General features: G+C 48.1%; 21 protein-coding genes. 13 read left to right on the forward strand and 8 right to left on the reverse strand.

Annotated elements, in window-relative coordinates; all coding sequences use genetic code 11:
• Position 1 precedes the first annotated feature (1 nt).
• Positions 2-1291 carry a GspE/PulE family protein gene (locus tag AB3R30_RS22745; protein WP_458651501.1) on the reverse strand — a complete coding sequence of 430 codons (1290 nt, stop codon included), beginning with the start codon at positions 1289-1291 and terminating at the stop codon, positions 2-4.
• A 495-nt stretch (positions 1292-1786) separates the two neighbouring features.
• On the opposite strand from AB3R30_RS22745, the gene grpE reads away from it, so the two are divergent.
• The 7 genes from grpE (at position 1787) to AB3R30_RS22780 (ending at position 8023) form a co-directional block, all read left to right on the forward strand.
• Positions 1787-2509, forward strand: a complete 723-nt coding sequence (grpE, locus tag AB3R30_RS22750) for a nucleotide exchange factor GrpE (protein ID WP_458651502.1) — start codon at positions 1787-1789, stop codon at positions 2507-2509.
• Positions 2510-2659: 150 nt separating this feature from the next.
• A complete protein-coding gene (gene dnaK, locus AB3R30_RS22755) occupies positions 2660-4612 on the forward strand; it encodes a molecular chaperone DnaK (RefSeq protein ID WP_458651503.1) in 1953 nt (650 codons plus the stop codon).
• A 226-nt stretch (positions 4613-4838) separates the two neighbouring features.
• On the forward strand, positions 4839-5981 hold the full coding sequence (gene dnaJ, locus AB3R30_RS22760) for a molecular chaperone DnaJ (RefSeq protein WP_458651504.1): 1143 nt from the start codon (positions 4839-4841) through the stop codon (positions 5979-5981).
• Positions 5978-6244 carry a sulfurtransferase TusA family protein gene (locus AB3R30_RS22765; protein WP_458651505.1) on the forward strand — a complete coding sequence of 89 codons (267 nt, stop codon included), beginning with the start codon at positions 5978-5980 and terminating at the stop codon, positions 6242-6244. Before dnaJ ends, AB3R30_RS22765 begins: the two co-directional genes overlap by 4 nt.
• Positions 6245-7414, forward strand: coding sequence for a small ribosomal subunit biogenesis GTPase RsgA (gene rsgA / locus AB3R30_RS22770; RefSeq protein WP_458651506.1), 1170 nt, complete (start codon positions 6245-6247; stop codon positions 7412-7414).
• Positions 7415-7499: 85 nt separating this feature from the next.
• Positions 7500-7730 carry an addiction module protein gene (locus tag AB3R30_RS22775; RefSeq protein ID WP_458651507.1) on the forward strand — a complete coding sequence of 77 codons (231 nt, stop codon included), beginning with the start codon at positions 7500-7502 and terminating at the stop codon, positions 7728-7730.
• A complete protein-coding gene (locus tag AB3R30_RS22780; protein ID WP_458651508.1) occupies positions 7727-8023 on the forward strand; it encodes a type II toxin-antitoxin system RelE/ParE family toxin in 297 nt (98 codons plus the stop codon). The genes AB3R30_RS22775 and AB3R30_RS22780 overlap by 4 nt, the downstream gene beginning before the upstream one ends.
• 387 nt (positions 8024-8410) lie before the next feature.
• Here the strand turns inward: AB3R30_RS22780 and AB3R30_RS22785 are convergent, their stop codons facing one another.
• On the reverse strand, positions 8411-8761 hold the full coding sequence (locus AB3R30_RS22785) for a hypothetical protein (protein ID WP_458651509.1): 351 nt from the start codon (positions 8759-8761) through the stop codon (positions 8411-8413).
• A 262-nt stretch (positions 8762-9023) separates the two neighbouring features.
• Here AB3R30_RS22785 and AB3R30_RS22790 point away from each other — a divergent pair, with 262 nt between their 5' ends.
• Entirely contained in the window at positions 9024-9617 is a 594-nt protein-coding gene (locus AB3R30_RS22790; RefSeq protein WP_458651510.1) for a Uma2 family endonuclease, read from the forward strand.
• 16 nt (positions 9618-9633) lie between these two features.
• Here AB3R30_RS22790 and codA read toward each other — a convergent pair whose 3' ends face one another.
• Genes codA through AB3R30_RS22805 form a run of 3 tightly spaced genes read right to left on the reverse strand, consistent with a single transcriptional unit; the run spans position 9634 to position 12609 of the window.
• The gene (gene codA, locus AB3R30_RS22795) at positions 9634-10899 is read right to left on the reverse strand and encodes a cytosine deaminase (RefSeq protein ID WP_458651511.1); all 1266 of its coding nucleotides are present in this window, start codon (positions 10897-10899) and stop codon (positions 9634-9636) included.
• 2 nt (positions 10900-10901) lie between these two features.
• Entirely contained in the window at positions 10902-11492 is a 591-nt protein-coding gene (locus tag AB3R30_RS22800) for a CpcT/CpeT family chromophore lyase (protein WP_458651512.1), read from the reverse strand.
• Positions 11493-11520: 28 nt separating this feature from the next.
• Positions 11521-12609 (reverse strand): universal stress protein, encoded by a 1089-nt coding sequence (locus AB3R30_RS22805; protein ID WP_458651513.1) that lies wholly within the window; start codon positions 12607-12609, stop codon positions 11521-11523.
• A gap of 228 nt (positions 12610-12837) precedes the next feature.
• Here AB3R30_RS22805 and AB3R30_RS22810 point away from each other — a divergent pair, with 228 nt between their 5' ends.
• From AB3R30_RS22810 to AB3R30_RS22820, 3 genes are all read left to right on the forward strand, one after another.
• Positions 12838-14025 carry a glycosyltransferase family 4 protein gene (locus AB3R30_RS22810; protein WP_458651514.1) on the forward strand — a complete coding sequence of 396 codons (1188 nt, stop codon included), beginning with the start codon at positions 12838-12840 and terminating at the stop codon, positions 14023-14025.
• 151 nt (positions 14026-14176) lie between these two features.
• A complete protein-coding gene (locus AB3R30_RS22815) occupies positions 14177-14584 on the forward strand; it encodes a hypothetical protein (RefSeq protein ID WP_458651515.1) in 408 nt (135 codons plus the stop codon).
• Between the two features lie 215 nt (positions 14585-14799).
• Positions 14800-17370 carry a cyclic nucleotide-binding domain-containing protein gene (locus tag AB3R30_RS22820; protein ID WP_458651516.1) on the forward strand — a complete coding sequence of 857 codons (2571 nt, stop codon included), beginning with the start codon at positions 14800-14802 and terminating at the stop codon, positions 17368-17370.
• A gap of 110 nt (positions 17371-17480) precedes the next feature.
• Here the strand turns inward: AB3R30_RS22820 and AB3R30_RS22825 are convergent, their stop codons facing one another.
• Entirely contained in the window at positions 17481-17930 is a 450-nt protein-coding gene (locus AB3R30_RS22825; protein ID WP_458651517.1) for a peroxiredoxin, read from the reverse strand.
• Positions 17931-18172: 242 nt separating this feature from the next.
• Here AB3R30_RS22825 and AB3R30_RS22830 point away from each other — a divergent pair, with 242 nt between their 5' ends.
• Entirely contained in the window at positions 18173-18844 is a 672-nt protein-coding gene (locus AB3R30_RS22830; protein WP_458651518.1) for a glutathione S-transferase, read from the forward strand.
• Positions 18845-19036: 192 nt separating this feature from the next.
• Positions 19037-19357, forward strand: a complete 321-nt coding sequence (locus tag AB3R30_RS22835) for a hypothetical protein (protein WP_458651519.1) — start codon at positions 19037-19039, stop codon at positions 19355-19357.
• 78 nt (positions 19358-19435) lie between these two features.
• Here AB3R30_RS22835 and AB3R30_RS22840 read toward each other — a convergent pair whose 3' ends face one another.
• Positions 19436-22381 carry a phospholipid carrier-dependent glycosyltransferase gene (locus tag AB3R30_RS22840; RefSeq protein ID WP_458651520.1) on the reverse strand — a complete coding sequence of 982 codons (2946 nt, stop codon included), beginning with the start codon at positions 22379-22381 and terminating at the stop codon, positions 19436-19438.
• A gap of 13 nt (positions 22382-22394) precedes the next feature.
• Positions 22395-22832 (reverse strand): GNAT family N-acetyltransferase, encoded by a 438-nt coding sequence (locus AB3R30_RS22845; RefSeq protein ID WP_458651521.1) that lies wholly within the window; start codon positions 22830-22832, stop codon positions 22395-22397.
• Positions 22833-22856 lie beyond the last annotated feature (24 nt).

Raw genomic sequence — 22856 nt, forward strand, 5'->3', positions numbered from 1 at the left:
ACTATTCCTGATTGCATTCGCGATCTTGCCAACCAAATCCATCAAGTTTTTCGCTGGCTAACATGAAACCACCCTGCGCCAAAGTATATTCAATCGGGTCTTCCGCTGTGCTGATGTTGACACCCGGATCATTCCGTTCAGACAATGCCGAGTAAAGAGTCGTTGTTTTACCAGAGCCAGTTGGTCCCGTGACTAAAATCAATCCAAATGGTTTTGCCACCATACCTTGAACAATTTTCAGCGTCTCTGGATCGCTAATCAGCTTAGCTAGACCCAATTGCGTATCGGAATTATCCAAGATCCGTAGCACCACTTTTTCACCGTGCTTACTAGGCAGCGTACTCACCCGAAAATCAATGTTGCGATTGTCATAGCGCCGACGAATCCGACCATCTTGAGGCAACCTCCGCTCAGCGATATCCAAGTCAGCCATAATCTTAAAGCGAGCCGTTACTGCCGGAATAATTTTCTTAGGAAACGGCTTATCAAAGGCTTCACGCAGTACCCCATCTCGCCTAAAGCGCACTCTCAAAAACTCTTCCTGCGGCTCAATATGAATATCTGATACGCCTTCCTGGAGTGCCTTAATCATAATCTTGTTTGCCAGAGCAATCACTGGAGCCGCTTCTGCATCAGCAACATTTAGATCCGCTTCTGCTTCATCCTGAGCATCTTGCAGATCCATGTAGCCCAAGTCTTCTAGATCTGCTTCAACGTCAACTTTTTGATTCTCTTCAATTTTTTTCTGCTTTTCAACCTGCTCATCTAAATAGCTGGAAATCAGCCGTTGGTAATCTTCATTGGTAATCACCAAACGCTGAAGCGCTAAACCTTTAGGACGTAGCACCCGGTTCAAATCATCTTGGGCGGTCAAATCATCTGGATTCACCATCGCCACCAGGATATAGGGCTTTTCTGCCTCTTCTCCCTTAGACAAAGGAATCAATTTGCGGGCGCGGCACATGTCAACGGGAATTAAGGTGCCGATCAGATCCCCGATTTGCCCGGTTGGAATTTGATTAATTTCTGGGTCAAGCGACTCAACTCCATAGAGAATCTTTAGCTCGAAAAGCTGCTGCTTTTTATATTGCCGAATCAAATCAGGGGGAAGCTGCTGCCCAGTTAACGATTCCAAAACGTCTAGCAAAGACCTGCCAGATTTTCGGCTGTCTACCAAGGCTTTTTTCATCTGGTCATCATTGACATACCCAGACTGAACCAGCTTATTTCCAAATGGTGAAAAGTTATTCTGTACAACAAGCGCCCGACGTGGAGAAGAGGAGTGAGTCATAGCCTATGGAAGATGAACTCTTTATAAGGTATTCCCAAAACTATCGAATACGAACGATCAAAGAACACAGATGAATAAACATGACCTATGATTCAGCCGCCTCTACAACTTGCTAGGCGCAGGATCGGGTCTTTTGACAAATCTTGATTATCAGATGATAACTTTTGCTGCTGTCTTCGTCAGGTTTTCGTCTAGTTTTGTGATGATTTTGCGTAAAAACAAAGTTTTCGACTCAAAAATACCTAAGTTTTCGGCTAATTTCGGCTGGAAGCAAGCCATTGGTTAAGTGAAAATCGAAAATTTTGCTATCTAAATTGAGCTGAAACAGTCTTTTTACAAAGAATTCGATTATCTTAGATGAGTTCAAACAGTACGAATTAGGGTGGACTTGTCTGGGGTCTTTTTTAGGTCTGCTAGATTTCCGTATGGGCTAGGTTTAGAATCAAGGATAATCGCAATATATAAAACGTCTTCATCGCAATTGGAAAGCCCACAATGATGGAAGAAGAAAATCAGATAGAGGAAATGGAAAAGCCTGTAGCTAGTTCGGCTGAGGGGCTAGGTGTATCGCCTGATGGGGTGCCTGAAGACGCAGGTTTAGAAGGAGTATCAACTAATTCTGTGGATCAACCAGATGGTGAGGGTGCTGAGGCAGGAGTGGAGGTTAATGGGACGATTGAAGATGCGGAGTCTCTAGCGCAGCTTACGGCGCTCCAAGGTGAGGTTCAGGCACTAAAGACTCAACTGGAAGACCGTACTGGGCAGTATATGAGAATTGCCGCAGATTTTGATAACTACCGGAAGCGAACTCAACGGGAGAAGGAAGAGTTGGAGCAGCAGATAAAATGCTCGACGATTATTGAAATGTTGCCAGTTGTAGACAATTTTGAACGGGCGCGATCGCAAATCAAACCTCAAACTGAGCCAGAAACAACCATTCACAAAAGCTATCAGAGTGTTTATAAGCAATTAGTCGATTGTTTGAAGCGTATCGGCGTTGCGCCAATGCGGGCGCAGGGTGTGGAATTTGATCCGACGTTACACGAAGCGGTGATGCGGCAAGCCACGGATGAATATCCAGAAGGAATTGTGATGGAAGAACTCCAGCGGGGCTACTTAATTGGCGATCGCGTTTTGCGTCATGCGCTCGTGAAAGTTGCCGCTCCTTTGGAAGCCGTGATACCCTCGGAGGAAAACGACCAGAATAACTCAGACTAGTAGATCTTGAGTGCTGGCTCTGATTGGGTCAGGATCCAAGATTGAGTTTGGCGCTAGAACGCTAAGCAGTTAACGTTAGACAATATTCAGTCCACGTTGCTAGCTAGCCAGTTTTCACATTCACCGCATGTACCTTTACTGCCGCCAACCATGGGAAAAGTCATTGGGATCGACCTAGGTACGACAAATAGCTGTGTTGCTGTCTTAGAAGGCGGTCAGCCTGTTGTAATTTCTAACTCCGAGGGTGGACGAACCACTCCAAGTATGGTGGGATTTGGTAAGGCTGGTGAGCGATTGGTGGGGCAACTCGCTAAGCGTCAAGCCGTAACAAATGCTGAAAACACGGTTTTTAGCATTAAGCGCTTTATTGGGCGGCGGTGGGAGGAAACTGAACAAGAGCGATCGCGGGTTCCTTACAACTGTGTGCGTGGTAAAGATGACACAGTGGATGTCCAAATTCGCGGTAGATCTTATACTCCTCAAGAGATTTCTGCAATGATTTTGCAGAAGCTGAAGCAGGATGCAGAAAATTACTTGGGTGAAGCGGTGACGCAAGCTGTCATTACGGTTCCTGCGTACTTTAGCGATGCTCAGCGGCAAGCGACTAAAGATGCTGGAACCATTGCGGGACTGGAGGTTTTGCGAATTATCAATGAACCCACTGCGGCGGCTCTTGCCTATGGCATGGATAAACAAGACCAAGATCAGTGTGTTTTGGTCTTTGACCTAGGCGGCGGCACCTTTGATGTTTCTATTTTGCAAATGGGAGATGGAGTGTTTGAGGTCAAGGCGACTTCTGGAAACAACCATTTGGGAGGTGACGACTTTGATGATGCGATCGTTCGCTGGATGATTGAAGACTTCAAATCTCAGGAAAGCATCGATCTCTCCGTAGATAAGATGGCGCTTCAACGGCTGAGAGAGGCAGCAGAAAAAGCCAAAATTGAGCTTTCGAGTACTAAAGCGACTTCCATTAATCTGCCTTTTATTACCGCTGATGAGACGGGTCCCAAACATTTAGAAACGGAGTTAACTCGCGCTAAGTTTGAAGAACTTGCCAGTCAGTTGGTTGAAGGCACTATCCAGCCGACCGAACAAGCGATAAAAGATTCCGATTTAAGTATTAGTGACATCGATCGCATTATTTTAGTGGGTGGTTCTACCCGCATTCCAGCAGTTCAAGACGCAATTCGTAAATACTTTAATGACAAAGCACCTGATCGCTCCGTCAACCCCGACGAAGCCGTTGCCTTGGGTGCCGCGATTCAGGCTGGAGTGTTAGGGGGTGAAGTTAAAGATTTGTTGCTACTGGATGTGACTCCTCTTTCCCTAGGAATTGAAACTTTGGGTGAAGTGTTCACAAAAATTATCGAGCGCAATACAACGGTTCCCACTAGCAAAACTCAAGTTTTTTCTACCGCAACTGATGGACAAACTTCTGTCGAAATTCATGCGCTTCAAGGGGAGCGAGCGATGGCAAAAGACAACAAAAGTTTAGGCAAGTTTGAACTGACTGGAATTCCACCTGCCCCTCGTGGAGTGCCTCAGATAGAAGTTGCTTTTGATATTGATGCGAACGGCATTCTTAAAATATCGGCTCGTGATAAAGGCACGGGTCGAGAACAAAGTATTTCTATCTCTAACACAGGTGGCTTGAGTGGCACCGAAATTGAACGGATGCGTCAGGAAGCCGAGGTCTATGCAGATGATGATTCGGCACGGAAGAAGCTAGTTGACCTTAAAAATCAGGCAGATACCCTGTTCTATAGCTACGAAACCACGCTGCGAGATAACAGCGAATGGATTCCTGATGAGCTAAAAGTGCAAGGAGAGCAGCGAGTTGAGGAGCTAAAAGTAGCGATCGCAACCCCCAACATTACGGTCGATGAGGTGCAACAGCGACTAGATGCGCTTCAGCAAACCTTATTAGCCGTGGGTGCCTCCGTTTATGCCCGGACAGCCTCTTCTACCGACGACTTCACCTATACTGGAACCCAAGATGCCACAGTTGAGTACGACTTAAATTCACATGCTCCTGGCAATGATGAACTTAGCTTTGAAGATGATGCCACAGTAACCGCAGACTATGAAGCCGTTGACTAGCTTATTTGCGAAAGACCAATCTTCACTGCGCTTAGCGATCGCCTAAACTAAATGATCACCTGAGCTAAATTTCTTACTTAAGCTAGAAGTTTATTCGCTAAGGTAAAGGGAAGTGAGTTACAAAAAAAGCAAGCTGCTCAAACTCATCTTGCCTCAGACAACTCCCTGTTTTTATCAAACTTAAACTTAGAACGTCTAATTCCTCTACTCCTTAAATCAACGTGCTATGGCTGGTGATTACTATGAAACCCTTGGTATTTCTCGCGAAGCAGACAAAGAAGAGCTTAAGCGCGCCTATCGCCGGTTAGCCCGAAAATACCATCCTGATGTCAACAAAGAGCCTGGAGCCGAAGAGCGCTTTAAGGAAATTAATCGGGCATACGAAGTACTATCCGAGCCAGAACTACGCTCTCGGTACGATCGCTATGGTGAACAAGGCGTGAGTGCGGGAGCCGCCGGAGCGCAAGATTTTGGTGACTTTGGCGGATTTGCAGCCGACATTTTTGAAAGCTTTTTTAGTGGATTTGGAGGCGCAAGCGGCACCCAAACCAGCACTCGCAAACGCGGACCGACTCGTGGCGATGATCTCCGGCTAGATCTGAAATTAGATTTTCGAGACGCTATTTTTGGCGGTGAAAAAGAAATTCGTATTAGTCATTTAGAAACCTGTAATACCTGTGATGGATCGGGTGCAAAACCGGGAACTCGTCCTCAAACCTGCTCAACCTGCAACGGTGCAGGACAGGTTCGTCGAGCCGCCCGGACTCCCTTTGGCAGCTTTACTCAAGTCTCCGTTTGCCCCACCTGTAATGGCACTGGGCAAATGATAGAAGAAAAATGCGAAACCTGCGCTGGACGAGGACAGCGCCAAGAAACCAAAAAATTAAAAATTACCATTCCAGCCGGAGTAGACAATGGCACTCGTCTCCGGGTAACTGGAGAAGGCGATTCGGGAATGCGAAATGGACCGCCGGGTGATTTATACGTTTACCTATTTGTTGCCGAAGATGCAGAGTTTCACCGAGACGGTATTAATCTTCTCTCTGAGCTAAAGATTAGTTACATTCAAGCAATCTTAGGGTCGCGGGTTGAAGTGAATACCCTAGATGATCGGCAAGATAAGCTACAGGAATTAGTGATTCCAGCCGGAATTCAACCTGGAACGGTGCTAAAGCTCGAAGGAAAAGGCGTTCCTCGGCTGGGTAATTCTGTGAGTCGAGGGGATCATTTGATTACAGTATCCATTGATATTCCTACTAAGATTGCGCCTGAAGAGCGAGAACTATTGGAAAAACTGGCAAAGATTCGGGGCGATCGCACTGAAAAAGGCGGAATCGAAGGGTTTATCGGCAAGGTGTTTGGGTCATGACTGACCTCAATCAAACGCTGCAACCCAATGCCCAAATGGATTTACGAGGAACACCTTGTCCGATCAACTTTGTGCGGACTAAGCTGCGGCTAGAGCAATTGGCTCCTGGCGAAATTCTAGAAGTTTGGCTTGACCCCGGTGAACCTATTGAGCAAGTGCCTGATAGCTTAGCAATGGAAGGTTATTTAATTGAGCAGATTGAAAATCGAATAGACTACTTTGCCTTAAAAGTTCGTTGTCCTCTTGAAAACAGCCCTGATTGAATGATGAATTCTGATTTGCAGAATTTATTAACTCCTCCAGATTTTCCATCTGAGGGTCTTTGGGGTACTGTTTTAGCGGTGCAGGCAAACTACTATCAGGTCAAGCTAGATTCTCAGCAGAATTCAGTCCAGGAAAGCATAAAGACCTCACTGGAAAATCTGATTCCCGGAACCCAGAACCCGGAACCTAATCTTGATCACCTAACTCCTGAGATGCTTCTATGCACTCGACGATCGCGCTTAAAAAAGTTGGGTCAGCAAGTGATGGTCGGCGATCGCGTAGAGATTGTGGAACCCGATTGGCAGGGAGGGCGAGGGGCAATTAGTGCTGTCTTGCCCCGTAAATCTGAACTCGATCGTCCCCCGATTGCGAACACAGATCAGATTCTGCTCGTGTTTGCCATGGCAGAACCGACGCTTGATCCCCACCAGCTAACGCGGTTTTTGGTCAAAGCAGAATCTAGCCATTTGCCCATTTGTTTATGCTTTAGCAAGACCGATTTGGTGACTACCGAGGTGCAAGCCCAATGGAAACACCGAATACAGCAATGGGGATATCAGCCCAGGTTTATTAGTTTGCATCAGCAAATAGGTTTAACGGGGCTATTTGATCAACTACGCGATCGCATTACGGTTGTGGCGGGTCCCTCTGGAGTCGGCAAATCTAGCTTAATTAATCATCTGATCCCGCTAGCAAAACTGCGGGTTGGCGAAGTATCGGGAAAACTGGCACGGGGACGGCACACGACCCGCCACATAGAACTATTTGATCTGCCAGCAGGCGGATTGTTAGCAGACACTCCCGGCTTTAATCAGCCCGATCTCGATTGCCACCCACAAGATTTAGCCGATTATTTTCCAGAGGCGCGACATCGGCTAGCAGACGCTTCTTGCCAGTTCAGTAATTGCCTGCATCAAGATGAGCCAGGTTGTGTGGTGCGGGGAGACTGGGAACGCTATGAGATTTATCTGGCAATGCTACAAGAAGCGATCGCTCATCACCAAGCCTGCGATCGTCAAGGTCGCGAAGAAAATAACCTCAAGCTCAAAAATCATCACCGGGGCAACCTCACCTATGAACCCAAGCTAGAACCCAAAAAATATCGCCAAATTTCTCGCCGCACCCGGCAACATCAGCTTCAAATTTTGCAAGACGACGAACTGGATTGAGATAGAAGAGCGTAGAGTGTGCAAAACACCAGTTTTGAGTCCAAAGTACAATGAATGCAGTTCATCATCAAAGTCCTAAATCGCCATGACACTTGAAAATCTTGAAGCTGAAGTTTTTTTACTTCCAAGAGACTCTCAAGCAATACTATTAGCTCGACTATTGGAGCGCTTGGGTCAAAGCAATGAAATTGATCAAGAGATTGCCTCTGTTTGGTTTGAGGAAGCTGAACGGCGCGATCAAGTAATGGATGACGGTCAAGCTGCCGGAATTCCTGCTGAACAAGTGTTTCAGAGAATTCGTGCATCCTTGCAATGAAAAGCGTCGTATTTCATCCACTAGCGGAGCAAGAGCTAATTGACGCGGCAGCCTATTACGAGGAGCAAAAACTTGGGCTTGGGTTGGAGTATCTGGGAGAAGTCGAACACGCAGTAAACTTTCTCATACGCTATCCTAAAGCAGGCTCCAAAGTTCGAGGTTCTGTTCGTCGCCTTACTTTGCCCAAGTTCCCCTACTCCCTTCTGTACCGTGTGTTAGAAGATGATCAGATTCGTATTTTGGCATTGGCGAATCATAAGCGTAGACCGCAATACTGGCTTGATCGAGAGTAGTTGGTGGCGGTCTAACAACCGTATTGCAGCGGACGGCATCAAAATCTTGGTCAGGATGCAAAGCTAACATTGGTCGTGAAAGTGGTGTCCTCCAGCAAGGCAATAACGGATAATTGCGATCGCTAAACGCATAGCTCTGAAAATAGCCATTCATTTTCTTGATAATGCTCCACGTCGGCAATATCTTACGAAAAAATTCTTGATAATGCTAAATTTGGACATTACCAAGAAAAAATTCTATGTGTTAAGTGGTTATGCCGCTTAAGTTCTAAATATGGGAGATCTTAAAAATCCTCTACTTTGCAAGACAGAAAGTTGATATGCAAATCGTAAAGATCTTAATGAAGTAATGCAGGTCTAGATATTTGGATGCGGTTGCCTCAACGCTTATCCTGGAACAGCAGGTACATCTCGGAGTAAGTCGGGTTCGTTGTGCACAAAGGTGATTTGCAATGTCCCGACTAGCTCTTGCTCGTTCAGCATCAAGTCATTGGCGGGCATGAGTTGCTCTAGGCTCTCTTGGCTCAACTGCAAACCTGTTTCTTGCAGCATTGCAGAGAGTCTTTCTAAACTAACAATCGGAACCTGGAAGTTGATGCAGATGAGGATATTTGAGTACAAGTGGAAATCGGTAATCCACGCTCCAGCTTGATTAATCGCCTCACTTACCCGATCAATCATCTCAATGCGTTTTGCTCTGGTAAATCCATTTAAGCGTAGGAATTGTTGCCTCGACATAGGCTAACCTCCAATGCGAATCAGTACTTCTGGATCAGTATGCACAATCCCTTGACGATTAAGAACTTGTTGGATTCTCATGACAAGTTTAGCCAAATTGAATTGATGAAATCCTAGCACTTGGTTAAGTTGCGATCGCGCACTTGGGCGAGCAAATTGTCATTTGGCGTTAATTTGGGGTAATCACTAAAGCGCTCCCGCGAGGATGCTAAGTATAATCGATAAAGAGTGATGATTCCCACCGCTGGTTAGGAGAACCACCATGAACCTCGCTACACGGCAACGGATGACTCTAGAGGAATATTTGGACTATGACGATCGCACCGATATCCGATACGAACTTGTGGATGGAGTGCTGGTAGAGATGGGTGCAGAAAGCACATTGAATACCCAGATTGCCATGTTCTTGCTTCTACACTTTGCCGGGTTGGGTGTTCCTGCCTATCGCTTGGCAAATAAGCACAAAATAGCAGTCACGAGTCGTCAAGCAACCGCCAGGGAACCTGATTTAATCGTTCATTCAGAGGAATCAGCCGCCGCGATCTCAGGGCAAAGTCAGGCACTTTTATCCGTCGATATGCCTGCCCCAACGTTAGTTGTGGAAGTGGTATCCCCTGGCGAAGCAGGGACGGACAACTACGATCGTGACTATATCGAAAAGCGGGCAGAGTACGCTGCACGGAGCATCCCTGAGTATGGGATTGCTGACCCAGCCCGTGCTGTAGTGCTGGTGCTAACGCTTAATGGGCAAAGCTATCAAGAACAGAAGTTCATAGGGGACAGGCAGATTACATCTTCCGCCTTTTCCAGTTTGACGCTGACGGCAGCACAAATTCTGACCGCAGGCAAAGTCTAAAAAAGCCTTGCAGCACTTAGCACTCAGCACTTTTCCCGTGCCAATGAGTGCGCGGAAGTTCAGTATGGGCTAACAGCTTACCCTGAGAAATCACGTATTGAGCGATCGCACGGCGACGAATGGCATCATAGCGATCGCTGGCATCCAGCACGATCAGGTTGGCGGGTTTACCCACTTCGACTCCGTAGCGATCTTGTAGGTTAAGTGTGGTTGCCCCATTCCAAGTAATCATGTTGTAGCAAGCATCAATCTCAGCCTTACCCGTCATTTGGCAGACATGCAGCCCCATAGAAGCAACTTCTAACATACTGCCCGTACCTAGTGGATACCAAGGATCTTGAATGCAATCATGCCCAAAGCTCACGTTGATCCCCTGCTGCCACAGTTCTTTGACACGGGTAACACCGCGACGTTTGGGATAAGTGTCGGCGCGTCCTTGTAGCGTGATGTTAATCAACGGATTGGCGATGAAGTTAATTGGGGTACGGCGCAAAAAGCCTAGCAGCTTGAAGGCGTAGGCGTTGTTGTAAGACCCAAAAGCGGTGGTGTGGCTGGCGGTGACTCGTGATCCTAATCCGCTGCGGATAGCACAAGCGACGACGACTTCCAAAAAGCGGGATTGCTCATCGTCAATTTCATCGCAGTGAATATCAATCAGGCGATCGTATCGCTGTGCCAATTCAAAAATCCGATGAACCGATTTGACTCCATCTTCACGGGTTAGTTCGTAATGGGGAATCCCTCCCACGACATCGGCACCCATTTCTATCGCTTGCTCCATCAGCCGATCATTGTGTGGATTGCCGTAGATGCCATCCTGGGGAAACGCGACAACTTGCAGCGTCATCCAATCTTTCACTTCCTCGCGTACTTCCAAGAGGGCTTGGAGGGCGGTTAGGCTGGTTTCACTGACATCAGCATGGCTGCGAACGAATAATACACCTTGCATTGCCTGCTGCTTTAGGGTGGCGATCGCCCGATTTTTCACATCTTCCAGGGAAAGGGTTTGTTTGCGCTTTCGCCAAATTTCAATCCCTTCAAACAAGGTGCCGCTTTGATTCCACTGCGGTTGACCCACGGTGAGCGCCGAGTCTAAGTGGACATGGGATTCCACGAACGGCGGACTGACGAGTTGATGTTGAATTTCTAGGACGAGTTTGGCGGTAGTGGGAAGCTGGGGCGCGATCGCCACAACTACGCCGTTTTCAATCGCAATATCAACCTCTGTAATTCCTCCATCCGCTTGCAACAAGCGACACTGGCGCAGCAGCAAATCATGCATAGCTATCCTTTTACTTCATCCGCAAAACTCGCCCAACGGACAAACTCAAAGGGACCTGCTACCGATCCCCAGAGGTGTTCGTCTGTTTCGGGATCACGTCCGCGATCGTGACTAATGAATTTTTCGCTGTCAATTTCAAACTCATTGTCTAGGTAAGTCGTTTTTCCCTGCCGGACGACGATACAGGCTTTTCCAGGTTGCACTTTTCCTTTAAAGCTATTCCCTGTCCATTCCACTCGCATATTACATCCCGGCATAATTTCTAGCTGCTCAGCAGGTAAGGTTTGCAGCCGTTTTAGGTCGCGGGATGCCCCAAAAAATTCTTGCTCTTCCCGCAGCGTGTAGTGTTCGATTTCAATGTGATCCGCTTGAGCGATGAGCTTCAAAATGCGGAGTCGATAGGGCTGATTCAGGGCATAATCGTAGGCTTGTTCTAAAAACAAACTTACGCCAGAGAGTAGCTCTAATGGAAGGGGACGGATGCAAACCCGGATATGAGCAAAAAAGGGAGGATTTTCAAATGCCTGTGCTTGATTGCTGAAATCGGCTGCCATCAAGCTTGCCAGAGTTTTTATATCGGTGGAATGAGTCATGGGGATCAACGAAAGATGACGAATATTCTTATTCTAAAGGGAGCGATCGCCGACACAGTAATACTGAACAAGGGGCATAGTGAATTGCATAATCTTCAGTAATACTCAGGCGAGTATTTCGCAGTGCCGGACGCGGAGTTTCACCCCGACGATTTCCCCGAAAGGCTTCTAAGGGCGATCGCAGCGTTCTCCGCCGGGGATCACATCCTAAAACTAGCAGGTCTGCACCGAGTTCTTGAGCAAGTTGACAGATGGTAGGACCGGGATCACCGGATTGAAGACGGGTTTGTATCTCAACGTTGGATGGAGAAAGGGCAGCTTTTGCCTGCTGGAGAACCTCTTCGCCTACTTCTTGTTGGGCACTTTGAAGCGATTGATTCAATTGCCAACTAGGATTGGGCGACACAAAAGGACCAATCAAATAACTAGAATTGACCGGAATTTGAACATGGATCAGCGTCATCTGTTGAATGCCAGCGGGGATCAGTTGCCGAACTGCCGCGATCGCCTGTTGCGCCGCCGCCGAACCATCCACCATCACCATCACATGATTCAATCTCTCCTTAGAACTCTCTTGAGGTGATGCAGATGTGTCTTGGCGAGCGATCAAAACACTACAAGGGGCATACCGCGAGATCGCAGCCGCCACACTCCCCAGCAAAAGTTCTCGTGTGCTGCTAGCCCCCTTATTTCCCACCGCAATTAGCCCAGCGTTGATTGTCCGAGCATAATTCAAAATTTCTGTAGCGGGTTTGCCTGGATGAACTTCCAGTGCCAAAGAAAAATCGTCTGGAAAATCACGACGAACCAAAGCCGTTAGACTTTCTAAAGACGGCATAAATTCACCTGATTTTGCAGGTTGGGAGGCAGGATCTGGCGATGACGGGTCGGAATCGTTAAAAGGTATCGTTTTTTTTCTGAGAAGACGCTTGGAACGACTAGAGGATCGGGGTAAAACAGTCAGCGCCGTCAAGAGCGATCGCTCCTCTTCCCTCTCATAGCCTAAAAATACAGGTGCAACGAACCGCATCAGTCGTTGTGCGAACTGGGCGCTCGGTGAGCCATCTGTTGCCAACAGCAACGGTGGAGCTAAAACAAGAGAGGTTGCTTGGATCATGACATGTACTCAAGTCCTCCCTCTATAGTAAGGGATAGGAACAGGTAGTAGGTTTCGGGGGGCAGGTTCCGGATTTCGGCTGGTAGGTTGCAGAAAAGAAAAAAGGTCGCTTTTTCTCAATCGCCCCTCGCCTCTTGCCCCTCCCCCTTTAATTGTGACAAACCATACCGGGAGTGAATCAGAATGGGAAATTTGAGTAAGATAAGTCCAATGTCCAGATAGGTGGTGATGAAGGTTCTAATACTCGCTTGGGAATTTCCGCCTCGGATCGTCGGTGGAATTGCTCGACACGTGGCAGAGCTTTACCCAGAGCTAGTAAAGCGGGGTCACGCAGTTCATCTGATCACGATCGAGTTTGGTCAGGCTCCCCGATATGAAATTGTGGATGGCATTCATATCCACCGGGTTGCTGTGGCTCCCAGCCATGACTTCTTCCACTGGGTTTCCAACATGAACCAGGTTATGGGGCACCATGGTGGCAAACTCCTATTGGAAGAAGACTCGTTTGACCTGATTCATGCCCATGATTGGCTTGTGGGAGATGCCGCGATCGCGCTTAAACGAGCCTTTAAACTGCCCCTTGTCGCCACCATTCACGCCACAGAATATGGTCGCTGTAACGGAATTCATTCGGAGCAACAGCGGTACATCAACAGCAAAGAATCCGATCTTGCCCATGAAGCATGGCGAGTGATTGTCTGCACCAACTACATGAGGTTAGAAGTAGAACGGGCGCTAGGCGTTCCTTGGGACAAAATTGATGTGGTCTACAACGGCATTCACTTGGAAAGCAAGCGATATACCCAGGCTTTTGATATACAAGAATTTCGCCGCTCTTTCGCAGGAGATCACGAAAAAATTGTCTACTACGTGGGACGAATGACCTACGAGAAAGGGGTTTCTGTTTTATTAAATGCCATTCCCATTGTCAATCGAATACTGGACAATCAGGTGAAATTTGTTCTGATTGGCAGCGGCAATGTCAACGACCTCAAACGTCAAGCAGCCGAGTTTGGAATTTGGCACAAATGCTATTTTACGGGATTTATGTCTGACGAAGACTTAAACAAGTTTCGGATGGTTGCAGATTGTGCTGTTTTCCCTAGTTTGTATGAACCATTTGGGATTGTTGTGTTAGAAAATTTTGCGGCTCGTGTGCCTGTCGTGGTGTCTGATACGGGCGGCTTCCCAGAAATTGTTCGGCATGGCAAAACGGGGTTAGTCACGTATACCAATGATGCTCAATCCTTAGCACTGGGCATTTTGGAAGTTTTGCGAAATCCAGAGTATGCTCACTGGCTAACCGAAAATGCCTACGAGGATTTGGATCGACGGTTTGCTTGGGCTAAGTTGGCGCAACAAACAGATGCAGTTTATGGGCGAATTCTTCATGAACGTATACAGGTTGAGTGGTAAGGCTTTTTAGCATAATTTATGAGGTTTGTGGCAAGAGGGTCTAGCCCATAAACGAAAAACAGTGTAGAAATAAGAGAGCGATTAAGTAAAGCTAGACATCTCGTCTATTTTTCCAGTTGTAATTAAGATTTTTGCGAGGAGTTGATCCAACATGAACATGCGAATTTTGTCTATATTGGGCACCGCTGGACTGGTTGCTAGCGTTGCATTACCTGCCGTTGCAGTTCCAAAAGCAGTAACCAGAGTTTTGCCTAGAGAAACTTTCGTTGGCACCCCTTCCCACACTTTGCCTACTCCCCCTGTTCATCCTGCTGCTTTCAGTTTGCCAATCGACGTTCAGATTGTCAAAAACGATACGATTACTTCTGATACTCCTATTACCGACGCAAATGGTATTGGCAGCGATATCAAGGTTTGGGGCGAAGCAATTCGAAAAGCTCTATATGCTCGTCCTAAGCTAGTTCGAGTAGTTGGCAAGGATGCAGTTCCCTTCGTGATCAATGGAGATGAAGGCGCAATTGTGCTAAACGCAAATGGTCGCGCTGTTTACGCTCCTTAGGCTGTAACTTTTATTCCTCCTTTGGCGATCGCGAAATAGATTGTTAAAGTTTGAGACAAACCTCTTGTTGTTCTAGTTCTTGATGCTTTGCTTATCAAGATTGGGACAGCAAGGGTTTTTTTATGATTAGCGGCTCAAAAAAAGTGGCACCCGCAAAAGATAGGGTGCTTCAAAATTGTCGTTAAGCATCGCTCAGATTAAAAGGAGGTCGATTGATGGAAGAAGACCGGGTTCATTGGCTACGAGACAATACCCTATTTGACTCTTTATCAGTAGGGGTACTAGGCGCGATCGCGGCGGTCATTCAAGTAGAAACCGTGCAGGAAAGTCGCCATCTGATTTTGGAAGATACCCCTGCTACTGACTTCTATATCCTGAGATCGGGACGGTTGGAAAGCTCCCGCACCAATCAAAGCATGGCTGCCACTCCTGTTAGCCTGTTGCCCGGTTCGGTGTTTCCCTTGAAAGAATTGCTGTTAGATCAACCGATTGAGCAAACGGTAACTACCCTGTCGGACTGTGTGCTTTGGAAAATTCCACAGCAGGAGTTTTTGCAGCTTGTTCAGCAGTATCCCGAAATTTCGCAAACGTTTTCTCGACAGTTGGCGATCGCCCTTAATCAAGTTTCGGCTCAGTTAATCTATGAACGAGAACGCCAAGCCGCCCTGCGTCCCTATCTCATCCCAAAAGTAAAACGGGGGATTGTCGGCACCAGTCGCTATGCAGTGCGCCATCGTCAGGAAATTCGCAAAGCATCGGGCGATTCTTTTCGGGATCGTGGAACGAATCGTGCGTCGGTGCTGATTTTTGGGGAGCCAGGGTTGGAAAAAGACAATACGGCGGCGCTGATTCACTTTGGGTCGAGCGATCGCCATGAGCCTTTGATTAAAGTTAACTGCGATACCCTACAAGCCAATGGTGCAGACCTGTTTGGGCGAGTCGGCGGCAAACCCGGATTGTTGGAGTGGCTGGGCACTGGCTCCCTCATGCTTAACAACCTGCAAGATTTGAACCTAGAACTGCAAAAAAAACTGGTCACCCTCCTCGAAACTGGAGAATACACACCTATTGCTCGTGAAGGAGAAACTCCACCTGCACCGCGCCTCTGTGAAGCTAGAATCTTGATGACTTCAGAGCGTGTGTTGCCGACCTTGGAGCGCAAAGGCTTAGTCGGACATGTGATTAAGCTTTCACCCGTGCGAGTGCGTAAAGCGGATATCATTTCTCAGGTGGAGTATTACCTCAGCTTATTATGTCGATCGCGGGGCGTGCCGAAGCCCACCATGACCCCAGAAGCCATTCGCCGACTCCAGGGATATGACTTTCCGGGCAATTTGGCAGAACTGCAAGCCATGGTAGAACGGGCGGTGATCCAACTCAACGGCAGCAATGAACTCACCGAAGAGGTATTTTGGGCAACCAGTCCTAAAAGTAAGCGGTTTCGGCTCAACTTGCTGAATGGGTCGCCGCAATTGCGACAATTTTTGCGGAGTCCTTGGTATCCCGATCGCGTCAACTATGGCTTTACCTTTAGCGCTTTTGCGATCGTCGTGGCAGTGCTGATGGTGGGTCCCCAAAGCCGCGATCAAAATATTGCGCTCAATTTCTTCTGGGCATGGTGGTGGCTGGGAATTTTAGTTGCTTTCCCCTTCGTGGGTCGCCTGTGGTGTTCGGTGTGTCCCTTCATGATTTATGGCGAAGTGGCGCAAAAGTTGTCTCTATGGCTCTATCCTCGCAAGCTCTTGCCCTGGTCACGTCGAGAAGCAGAACGGTGGGGCGGCTGGTTTATGTTTGGCATGTTCACTCTGATTTTGCTCTGGGAAGAATTGTGGGATTTGGAAAATACAGCGTATTTGTCTGGGTGCTTGCTGCTGCTAATTACGGCAGGTGCGGTCACCTTTTCTCTGCTGTTTGAGCGCCGATTTTGGTGTCGCTATTTGTGCCCAATTGGGGGCATGAATGGATTGTTTGCCAAGCTATCCATGACGGAATTACGGGCGCAGCAAGGCATTTGTTCTGCCAGTTGCACTACTTATCAATGCTATAAAGGTGGACCAGAAAAAGGCGAAGGGCAAGAAACAAACGGCTGTCCGCTCTATTCCCATCCTGCCCAGCTTGAAGATAATCGAGATTGTGTGCTGTGTATGACTTGCCTCAAAGCCTGTCCCCATCGCTCAGTAGAGTTAAATCTGCGTCCACCTGGAATTGAACTATGGACAACACACACTCCAACCTATGCCGAGGTTTGTCTGCTGTTTCTCTTATTTGGCGCAGTATTCTTACATCGATTACCCGATATTGAAGCAATCTTGGGGCGATCGCTGCATCTCGATCATTTTGGCTGGCACAGTGGCGCATCGGTGCTGGTGTTATTCATACCCGGAGCGATCGCCCTTGCAGCCCACCAACTTATGCGCTTGGTCAATCGCACGATTCAATCATCTGTGAAACCCCGTCCTTTTTTAGAGCTTGCCTATGGCTACCTACCTTTTGTTTTGGGAGTTAATATCGCTCACTACTTGCAGCTAGGGCTAACCGAAGCGGGAAGAGTGATTCCGGTGACCTTTGCGACCTTTGGCTTAGAATCATCAGTAAATCTCCCCATTTTCGTTGCCCATCCAGCCGTGATTGCATTTTTACAATCTGTAACCTTAATCGCTGCATTTCTGTTGAGTGTAATCCTGACTCAAAAAATTGCTCGTCAATCGTTTTGGACTCTCCTACCGCAGCACTTGGCAACGGTCGCGATCGCGGCTGGAATGTGGCAGATGCTCGTGGGTTGGTAGCCCAGTTTCATCCTTGAGCCGCCCGTCTATCAACGACAATGACCCCAAAAAACAACTGGGTAGACCAGAGGTTTTAGCCCGTAGTCTACCCAGGTATTTTATTGGAGAGCTTAAGGGGCGATCGCGCTCAAAATATCGGTGGCGTGGGTTTCAGTGTTCACTGACGTGTAAACCTGACTAATTTTGCCATCGGCACCAATCACATAGGTGACACGGGTAGCGTAGCGTATGCCATTCCTTTCACCCTGCACATCATAAGCTTGCGTCACGGTGCCATCCACATCAGACAGCAGCGGAAACGGCAAACTGAACTTTTCGGTAAAGGCATGGTGAGATGCTTCGCCATCCATGCTGACCCCCAACACGGCAATGCCTTTGCTGAGGTATTGCTGATAATTATCGCGAAAGCTACAAGCCTCTTTGGTGCAGCCCGGAGTATCATCTTTTGGATAAAAATAAATTACAACGGGCTTGCCAGCGTAGTCAGACAGAGAAATAGGCTTGCCGTTTGTATCGTTGACCGTAAAATTTGGAGCAGTATCACCAATTGAAAGTGGCATCGGGTGAAGTCCTTTCCAGTGCGAGAACGTTGCAGATCGTAACATTTATGGTGAACCCATGGCACGATCGCCTCGACTTAGAAACGCGACTTAGAAACGCGATCGCTTTGGTTGCAAAATGGCTCAAGGCTATACACCTCCAGTTTTTATCAAAAAGAGTCACTCTGGGATATTGTCAGACTAGATAAACTGCTTAAAATACATTTTGCTTGAAAAGAATCCAGTACTGAGGGACCCATCTGATGATCACCGTCCATCACTTGAACAACTCCCGCTCTCAACGGGTGCTTTGGCTGCTAGAGGAACTTGGACTGGAATATGACATTAAGTATTACGATCGCGACCCTCAAACGATGTTAGCGCCTGCGTCGTTGCGTCAAGTGCATCCCCTCGGCAAATCCCCTGTAATTACGGACGGGGCACTAACGGTCGCGGAATCTGGAGCGATTATTGAATACCTGATCGATCGCTATGGAGACGGACGATTTGCGCCTCCAACCGACACACCAGAACGGTTGCGATATACCTATTGGTTGCACTATGCCGAGGGTTCCGCCATGCCACCCCTGCTGTTAAAGCTGATCTTCGATCGCATCGAGCAGCAGCCCATGCCATTTTTTATCAAACCAATCGCGCGACTCATTACAGGTCAAACCAAGAGTTCCTTTATCAACCCTCAGATTACTCAGCATCTCAATTACCTAGAGGCGGAACTTGAAAAAAGTCTGTGGTTTGCAGGGACTGAATTTACAGCCGCCGACATCCAAATGAGCTTTCCAATCGAGGTGGCGATCGCGCGATCTGGTCTAGATGCCAGCCGACCCAAGCTGGTGGATTTCCTGAATCGCGTTCAGGCTCGTCCGGCTTATCAACAGGCGATCGCAAGAGGCGGCACCTATGCCTTAGCAGGCTGAACCGCTGAAGAATTGGACTGGGCGATCGCGTTTCCAAGGCGGATGCGTCCAAGACGGATGCGTCCCGAAGTCCTAGTCGTCTGTAAAGTTGTACGACAGAACCCCCCACTTTAAAGAATTTTCTGTAACGTAAGATACGGAACTAGATTTTTATGTCTACTTTCGCACACCTTGGCGACTTGACCCGCAGCTATGGTATCGCTAAAGCCAGAATCTTTGCGGCAAGATAGCCTATTTTTAGGAGACTACGTGATGGAACTTGAAAAGGAATTTCAAACTCATATTCATCAGCACAAAAGGATTGCTCATCGGGTTTCGGCAGCTTTGCCAACGCAGCGATCGCTTTCTTCTTTGTCCAGTTCGTCTCTTTGGGTGAAACTTCACAATCCTCCTAGCGATCTTTGCCAGGATGAGGCGCTCTTACTTTGTCAGTCGGCGAATCATCAATGGGTCGCCTGGATTCCTGACTACGGCAAAATTCTACTGGCTGCCGAAGATTTCTCTGTGGAATAAGCTTTTTTTGATGGCGCGTTTCGTCAGGCTCAACCCATCCACCGCGATCTCGTATTTTATTCGTCATTCGTCATTCGCCTATTGCCCTGTGCCCCTAACCCTTTCCCCTTTTTGATATGCCTGAAAGTGCTGCCATGCTTGGATAATGTTTCCCTGCATCAACGAGGCAATGCTACTTAGGGCTTGCACTTCTGGATTCGTGGGATCAACCTTGAGCGCATTTTGTAAGGCAGTTTGGGCAGCAGCGGGGCGGAAGTCGTATAGGTTGACAAAGGCGAGGAAGGCATAGGAATAAGGATTTTGTGAGTCTAGCTGAGTCGCTTTTTGCAGGGCTGCGATCGCAGGGTTCACTTGCCGCATCAGAGCATTGGCTAGGGCAAGAGTATAGGCGTGTTGAACGTTTTTTGGCTCTTGGATGAGGCGGTAATCTGTCGCTTGTTGCACTTGATTCAGATAATCCTGCACCGGATCATATTGATTAATTCGGGCTACTTCATTAGAAATTTTTTCTAGAGCCTTTGCTCCTTGCGGGAGAGTTGCCGCCAGATTTCGCAGTTGGGTGAGCAAATCTAGCTCCGGTGCGGAAATTGCTGAAGCGGCGGGATCGATTGTTAGAGTGATTTCTGGCAGGGCGATCGCCTCTGTTTTTCCAGTACGGCGATTAAGATAGGTGGCTTCCAGGGTATAAATGCCGGGTGCCATATTTGCAGGCGGCAGCATCGCCATCCGTTCGGTGACTTGCCAGCGGCTTGCTTGCTGTTCTGGCTTCAGTGCAGTTGGATACAACTCTCCCATGCCAATCCCATGATCATGCAGCCAGCGAGTGCTTCCCTTTACTTTTAGGTCGCCTTGTTTCTGCCAGGTCAAAATTGCCAGTCCGGGCTGTAGTGCATCCCAGGTGCCTGACCATTGATAGGTCACCGGAATTGGTTTTCCTGCCGGTGCAACAGTGGGTAAGGTGATCTGGTCTAAGTGCACCGCAGCGTTGCCTTTCGGTTGAGGATTGGTAATAGTTTGCAGTGCGCTAGATTTTTCTATCGCTGGATTTGTTTCAATAGTTTCGTCATCTACCGTTTGACTTTCCACTTCAGACTGCTGCACTTCGGACTTTCGCACTTCAGACTTCGGGCTTGGAACGATCGCTTTCACTTCCACGGCTGCCACCTTGCGGCGATAGAGCTTCAAGCTACTCTGGTCTGGCAATGCCCAAGTTTGATGCAATTGAAAGTCTTTGCCCTGCTCAACTGCTCTCACTAGGGCTGTTTGAGTCTCCTTTTTGCGAATGGAGCCTTGATCATCGGTTTTACTCAAGAACCAGGTCATCGATCGCCGATCTTTTTCGAGGGTTTGCTTGCGATCGCCCACTTGTCGCCCAAACACTTGAGCATTTTGCAACAGACCGAAATAGTTAACATTGTGCTGGTTGACCTCTAGCGTGGAAGGTAAGACTCCAATCGTAGAGATTAAATGCGGTTCAGCTTGCACAATCGCCGTAATGACTTGGGCATGGGGATAGGGTTTGCCTTGATACGGAAAAAATCGAGCAGTGGGCGATCGCGTAGATTGTCCCGCAAAAATCGGAAACAAACTACTCAACATCAGCACGATCGCTAAAGACGTTGTTGCCCAAGGCAGGACTCGCCACGATTTGGGAAACAGCGTCATGCCATAGGCAAGCACAATCGACATCGCCGGCAAGTAGGGCGCAATATAGCGCTCATCCTTATTCGGATTTAGCGTAGACATTAAATACGCCCCTAGAATGAAAACCAACAGCCAGCCCAGCGATCGCTGAGTCTCTGCATAGCACTGCTGACGATGATCTCGCAGGGCTATCACAGTATTCAATGAGCTTCCGCCTTTGCCCATGCGCGATCGCCGCCAAAACAAAATAATTCCCAGCAGTGGCACCAACAGCAACGGCAGCGATACCATCCCAGGAAGCTCCCTTAAATAAAGCGTCCAAGCTTCTAGTGACCAAACTGGTGCTTGTCCCTCGGCGATCGCAGAATCAATCGTTGCCCGTTTACTGGAGGTCAAAATTAGCAGCCAGTTAGTGCGATACCAGGGAAACCAAACTGGCAACGACACCACTAATCCCAGGACAAATTGCCCTAATCGCTGCCACTCACGCCGCCACAAAATTTCTCCCAACACCCACAGCATCGGCACCAGCATAAACAGTAGCGACGTTTGCTTCGTCATCAATGCCAACCCTAAAGTGATGCCAAATAGCGCAGCCAGCAGCCAAGGAAGGTAAGGGGCAAGAGGCAAGAGGAATGAGTTGTGGGATATGGGGTGCAGATCTACAGATTCGCGGATAGTTTCTGAGGGTGTTTGACTAGACGTGGATAGAGCAGGGTTAGAGGGTTGAATCGCGTCAAGGGCAACGAGTGTTGCTTCGTCTTTCTCTATAGGTATCGGCTTTATAGGTATCGACTCTATCGTTAATAGTTCTGTAGTTTTCTTTTTCTGTTGCCGACTGACTCCTCTCCATAGAGTGAGACTGGTAAAACAGAGCGTCACCATAGCAGTTACGGGATGATCAAGCAGAAACTCTAGCCGCAATTGATAGAGAATTGGCATTAGGGTGCTAAGTATCGCCGCCCACAGCCCTACTTTCCAGTCAAACAGGAAGGTGCCTAGGCTGTAGACGGCTGCTAGCAAAATTGCGCTATAAAGCAGCATCACCCAAAAACTCTGATCAATGCCCGTGCCAAATACATTCAGGAACGGCACTGTGGAAATGTAGACCAGGGGTGGAATCTTGCTGGATAAGAGCCACAAATCAGTCCACCAACTGCTAGAAAACCAGTGCGGCGTTGTCGTAAGGGCATTCCAGTAGATCAACGTACCCGTGAGGTAGTCTGCGGGGTCCCAGGGCGGAATGGAGTGATCAAGCGCGAGCCAAGTGCGATCGAGCACTGCACCCACGAGCCAAACTCCACCTAAACCCGGTAGCCCTTTTAGCCAATCATGGCGCGTTTTACCTGAAAGCTGCTCTGCGGAATCGTGACCCAACACCCGTTCTATCCGACTACCGCAACGACTTTTTCATCTTAATATGAGGAATTCCGGCTTCCTCAAACGGGGTTCCTTCTGTCTGAAACCCCAGCCGTTCGTAAAATACTTGCACCGATTGTTGGGCATTCATGCAGACTTCTGTTGCCTGTTTTTCGATCGCGAAGCTAAAAGTATACTCCATCAACCGCTTACCAATGCTTTTTCCTCGTGCTTCGGGCAATACGGCAACCCGTTCCACTTTGATCACCTGTGGTGTGAGGAAGCGAATGCGGGTTGTGCCGACTGGTTTTTTATCTAAAAATGCCAACAGGTGTGTGGATGTTTCGTCTTCGCCATCAAACTCTAATGCCGGATCAACTCCCTGCTCAACTTGAAACACTAAGTATCGAATGTGAAACACCTGCGGTAGCTCGTCGGGCAGGATTGCCACTTGAATAATCAGGTCATCCATACAAACAAATGCTCCTTGCTAAAT

Source organism: Sivoneniella epilithica UHCC 1019 (assembly GCF_040830845.1).
Taxonomy (GTDB): Bacteria; Cyanobacteriota; Cyanobacteriia; order Leptolyngbyales; family Leptolyngbyaceae; genus ULC077BIN1.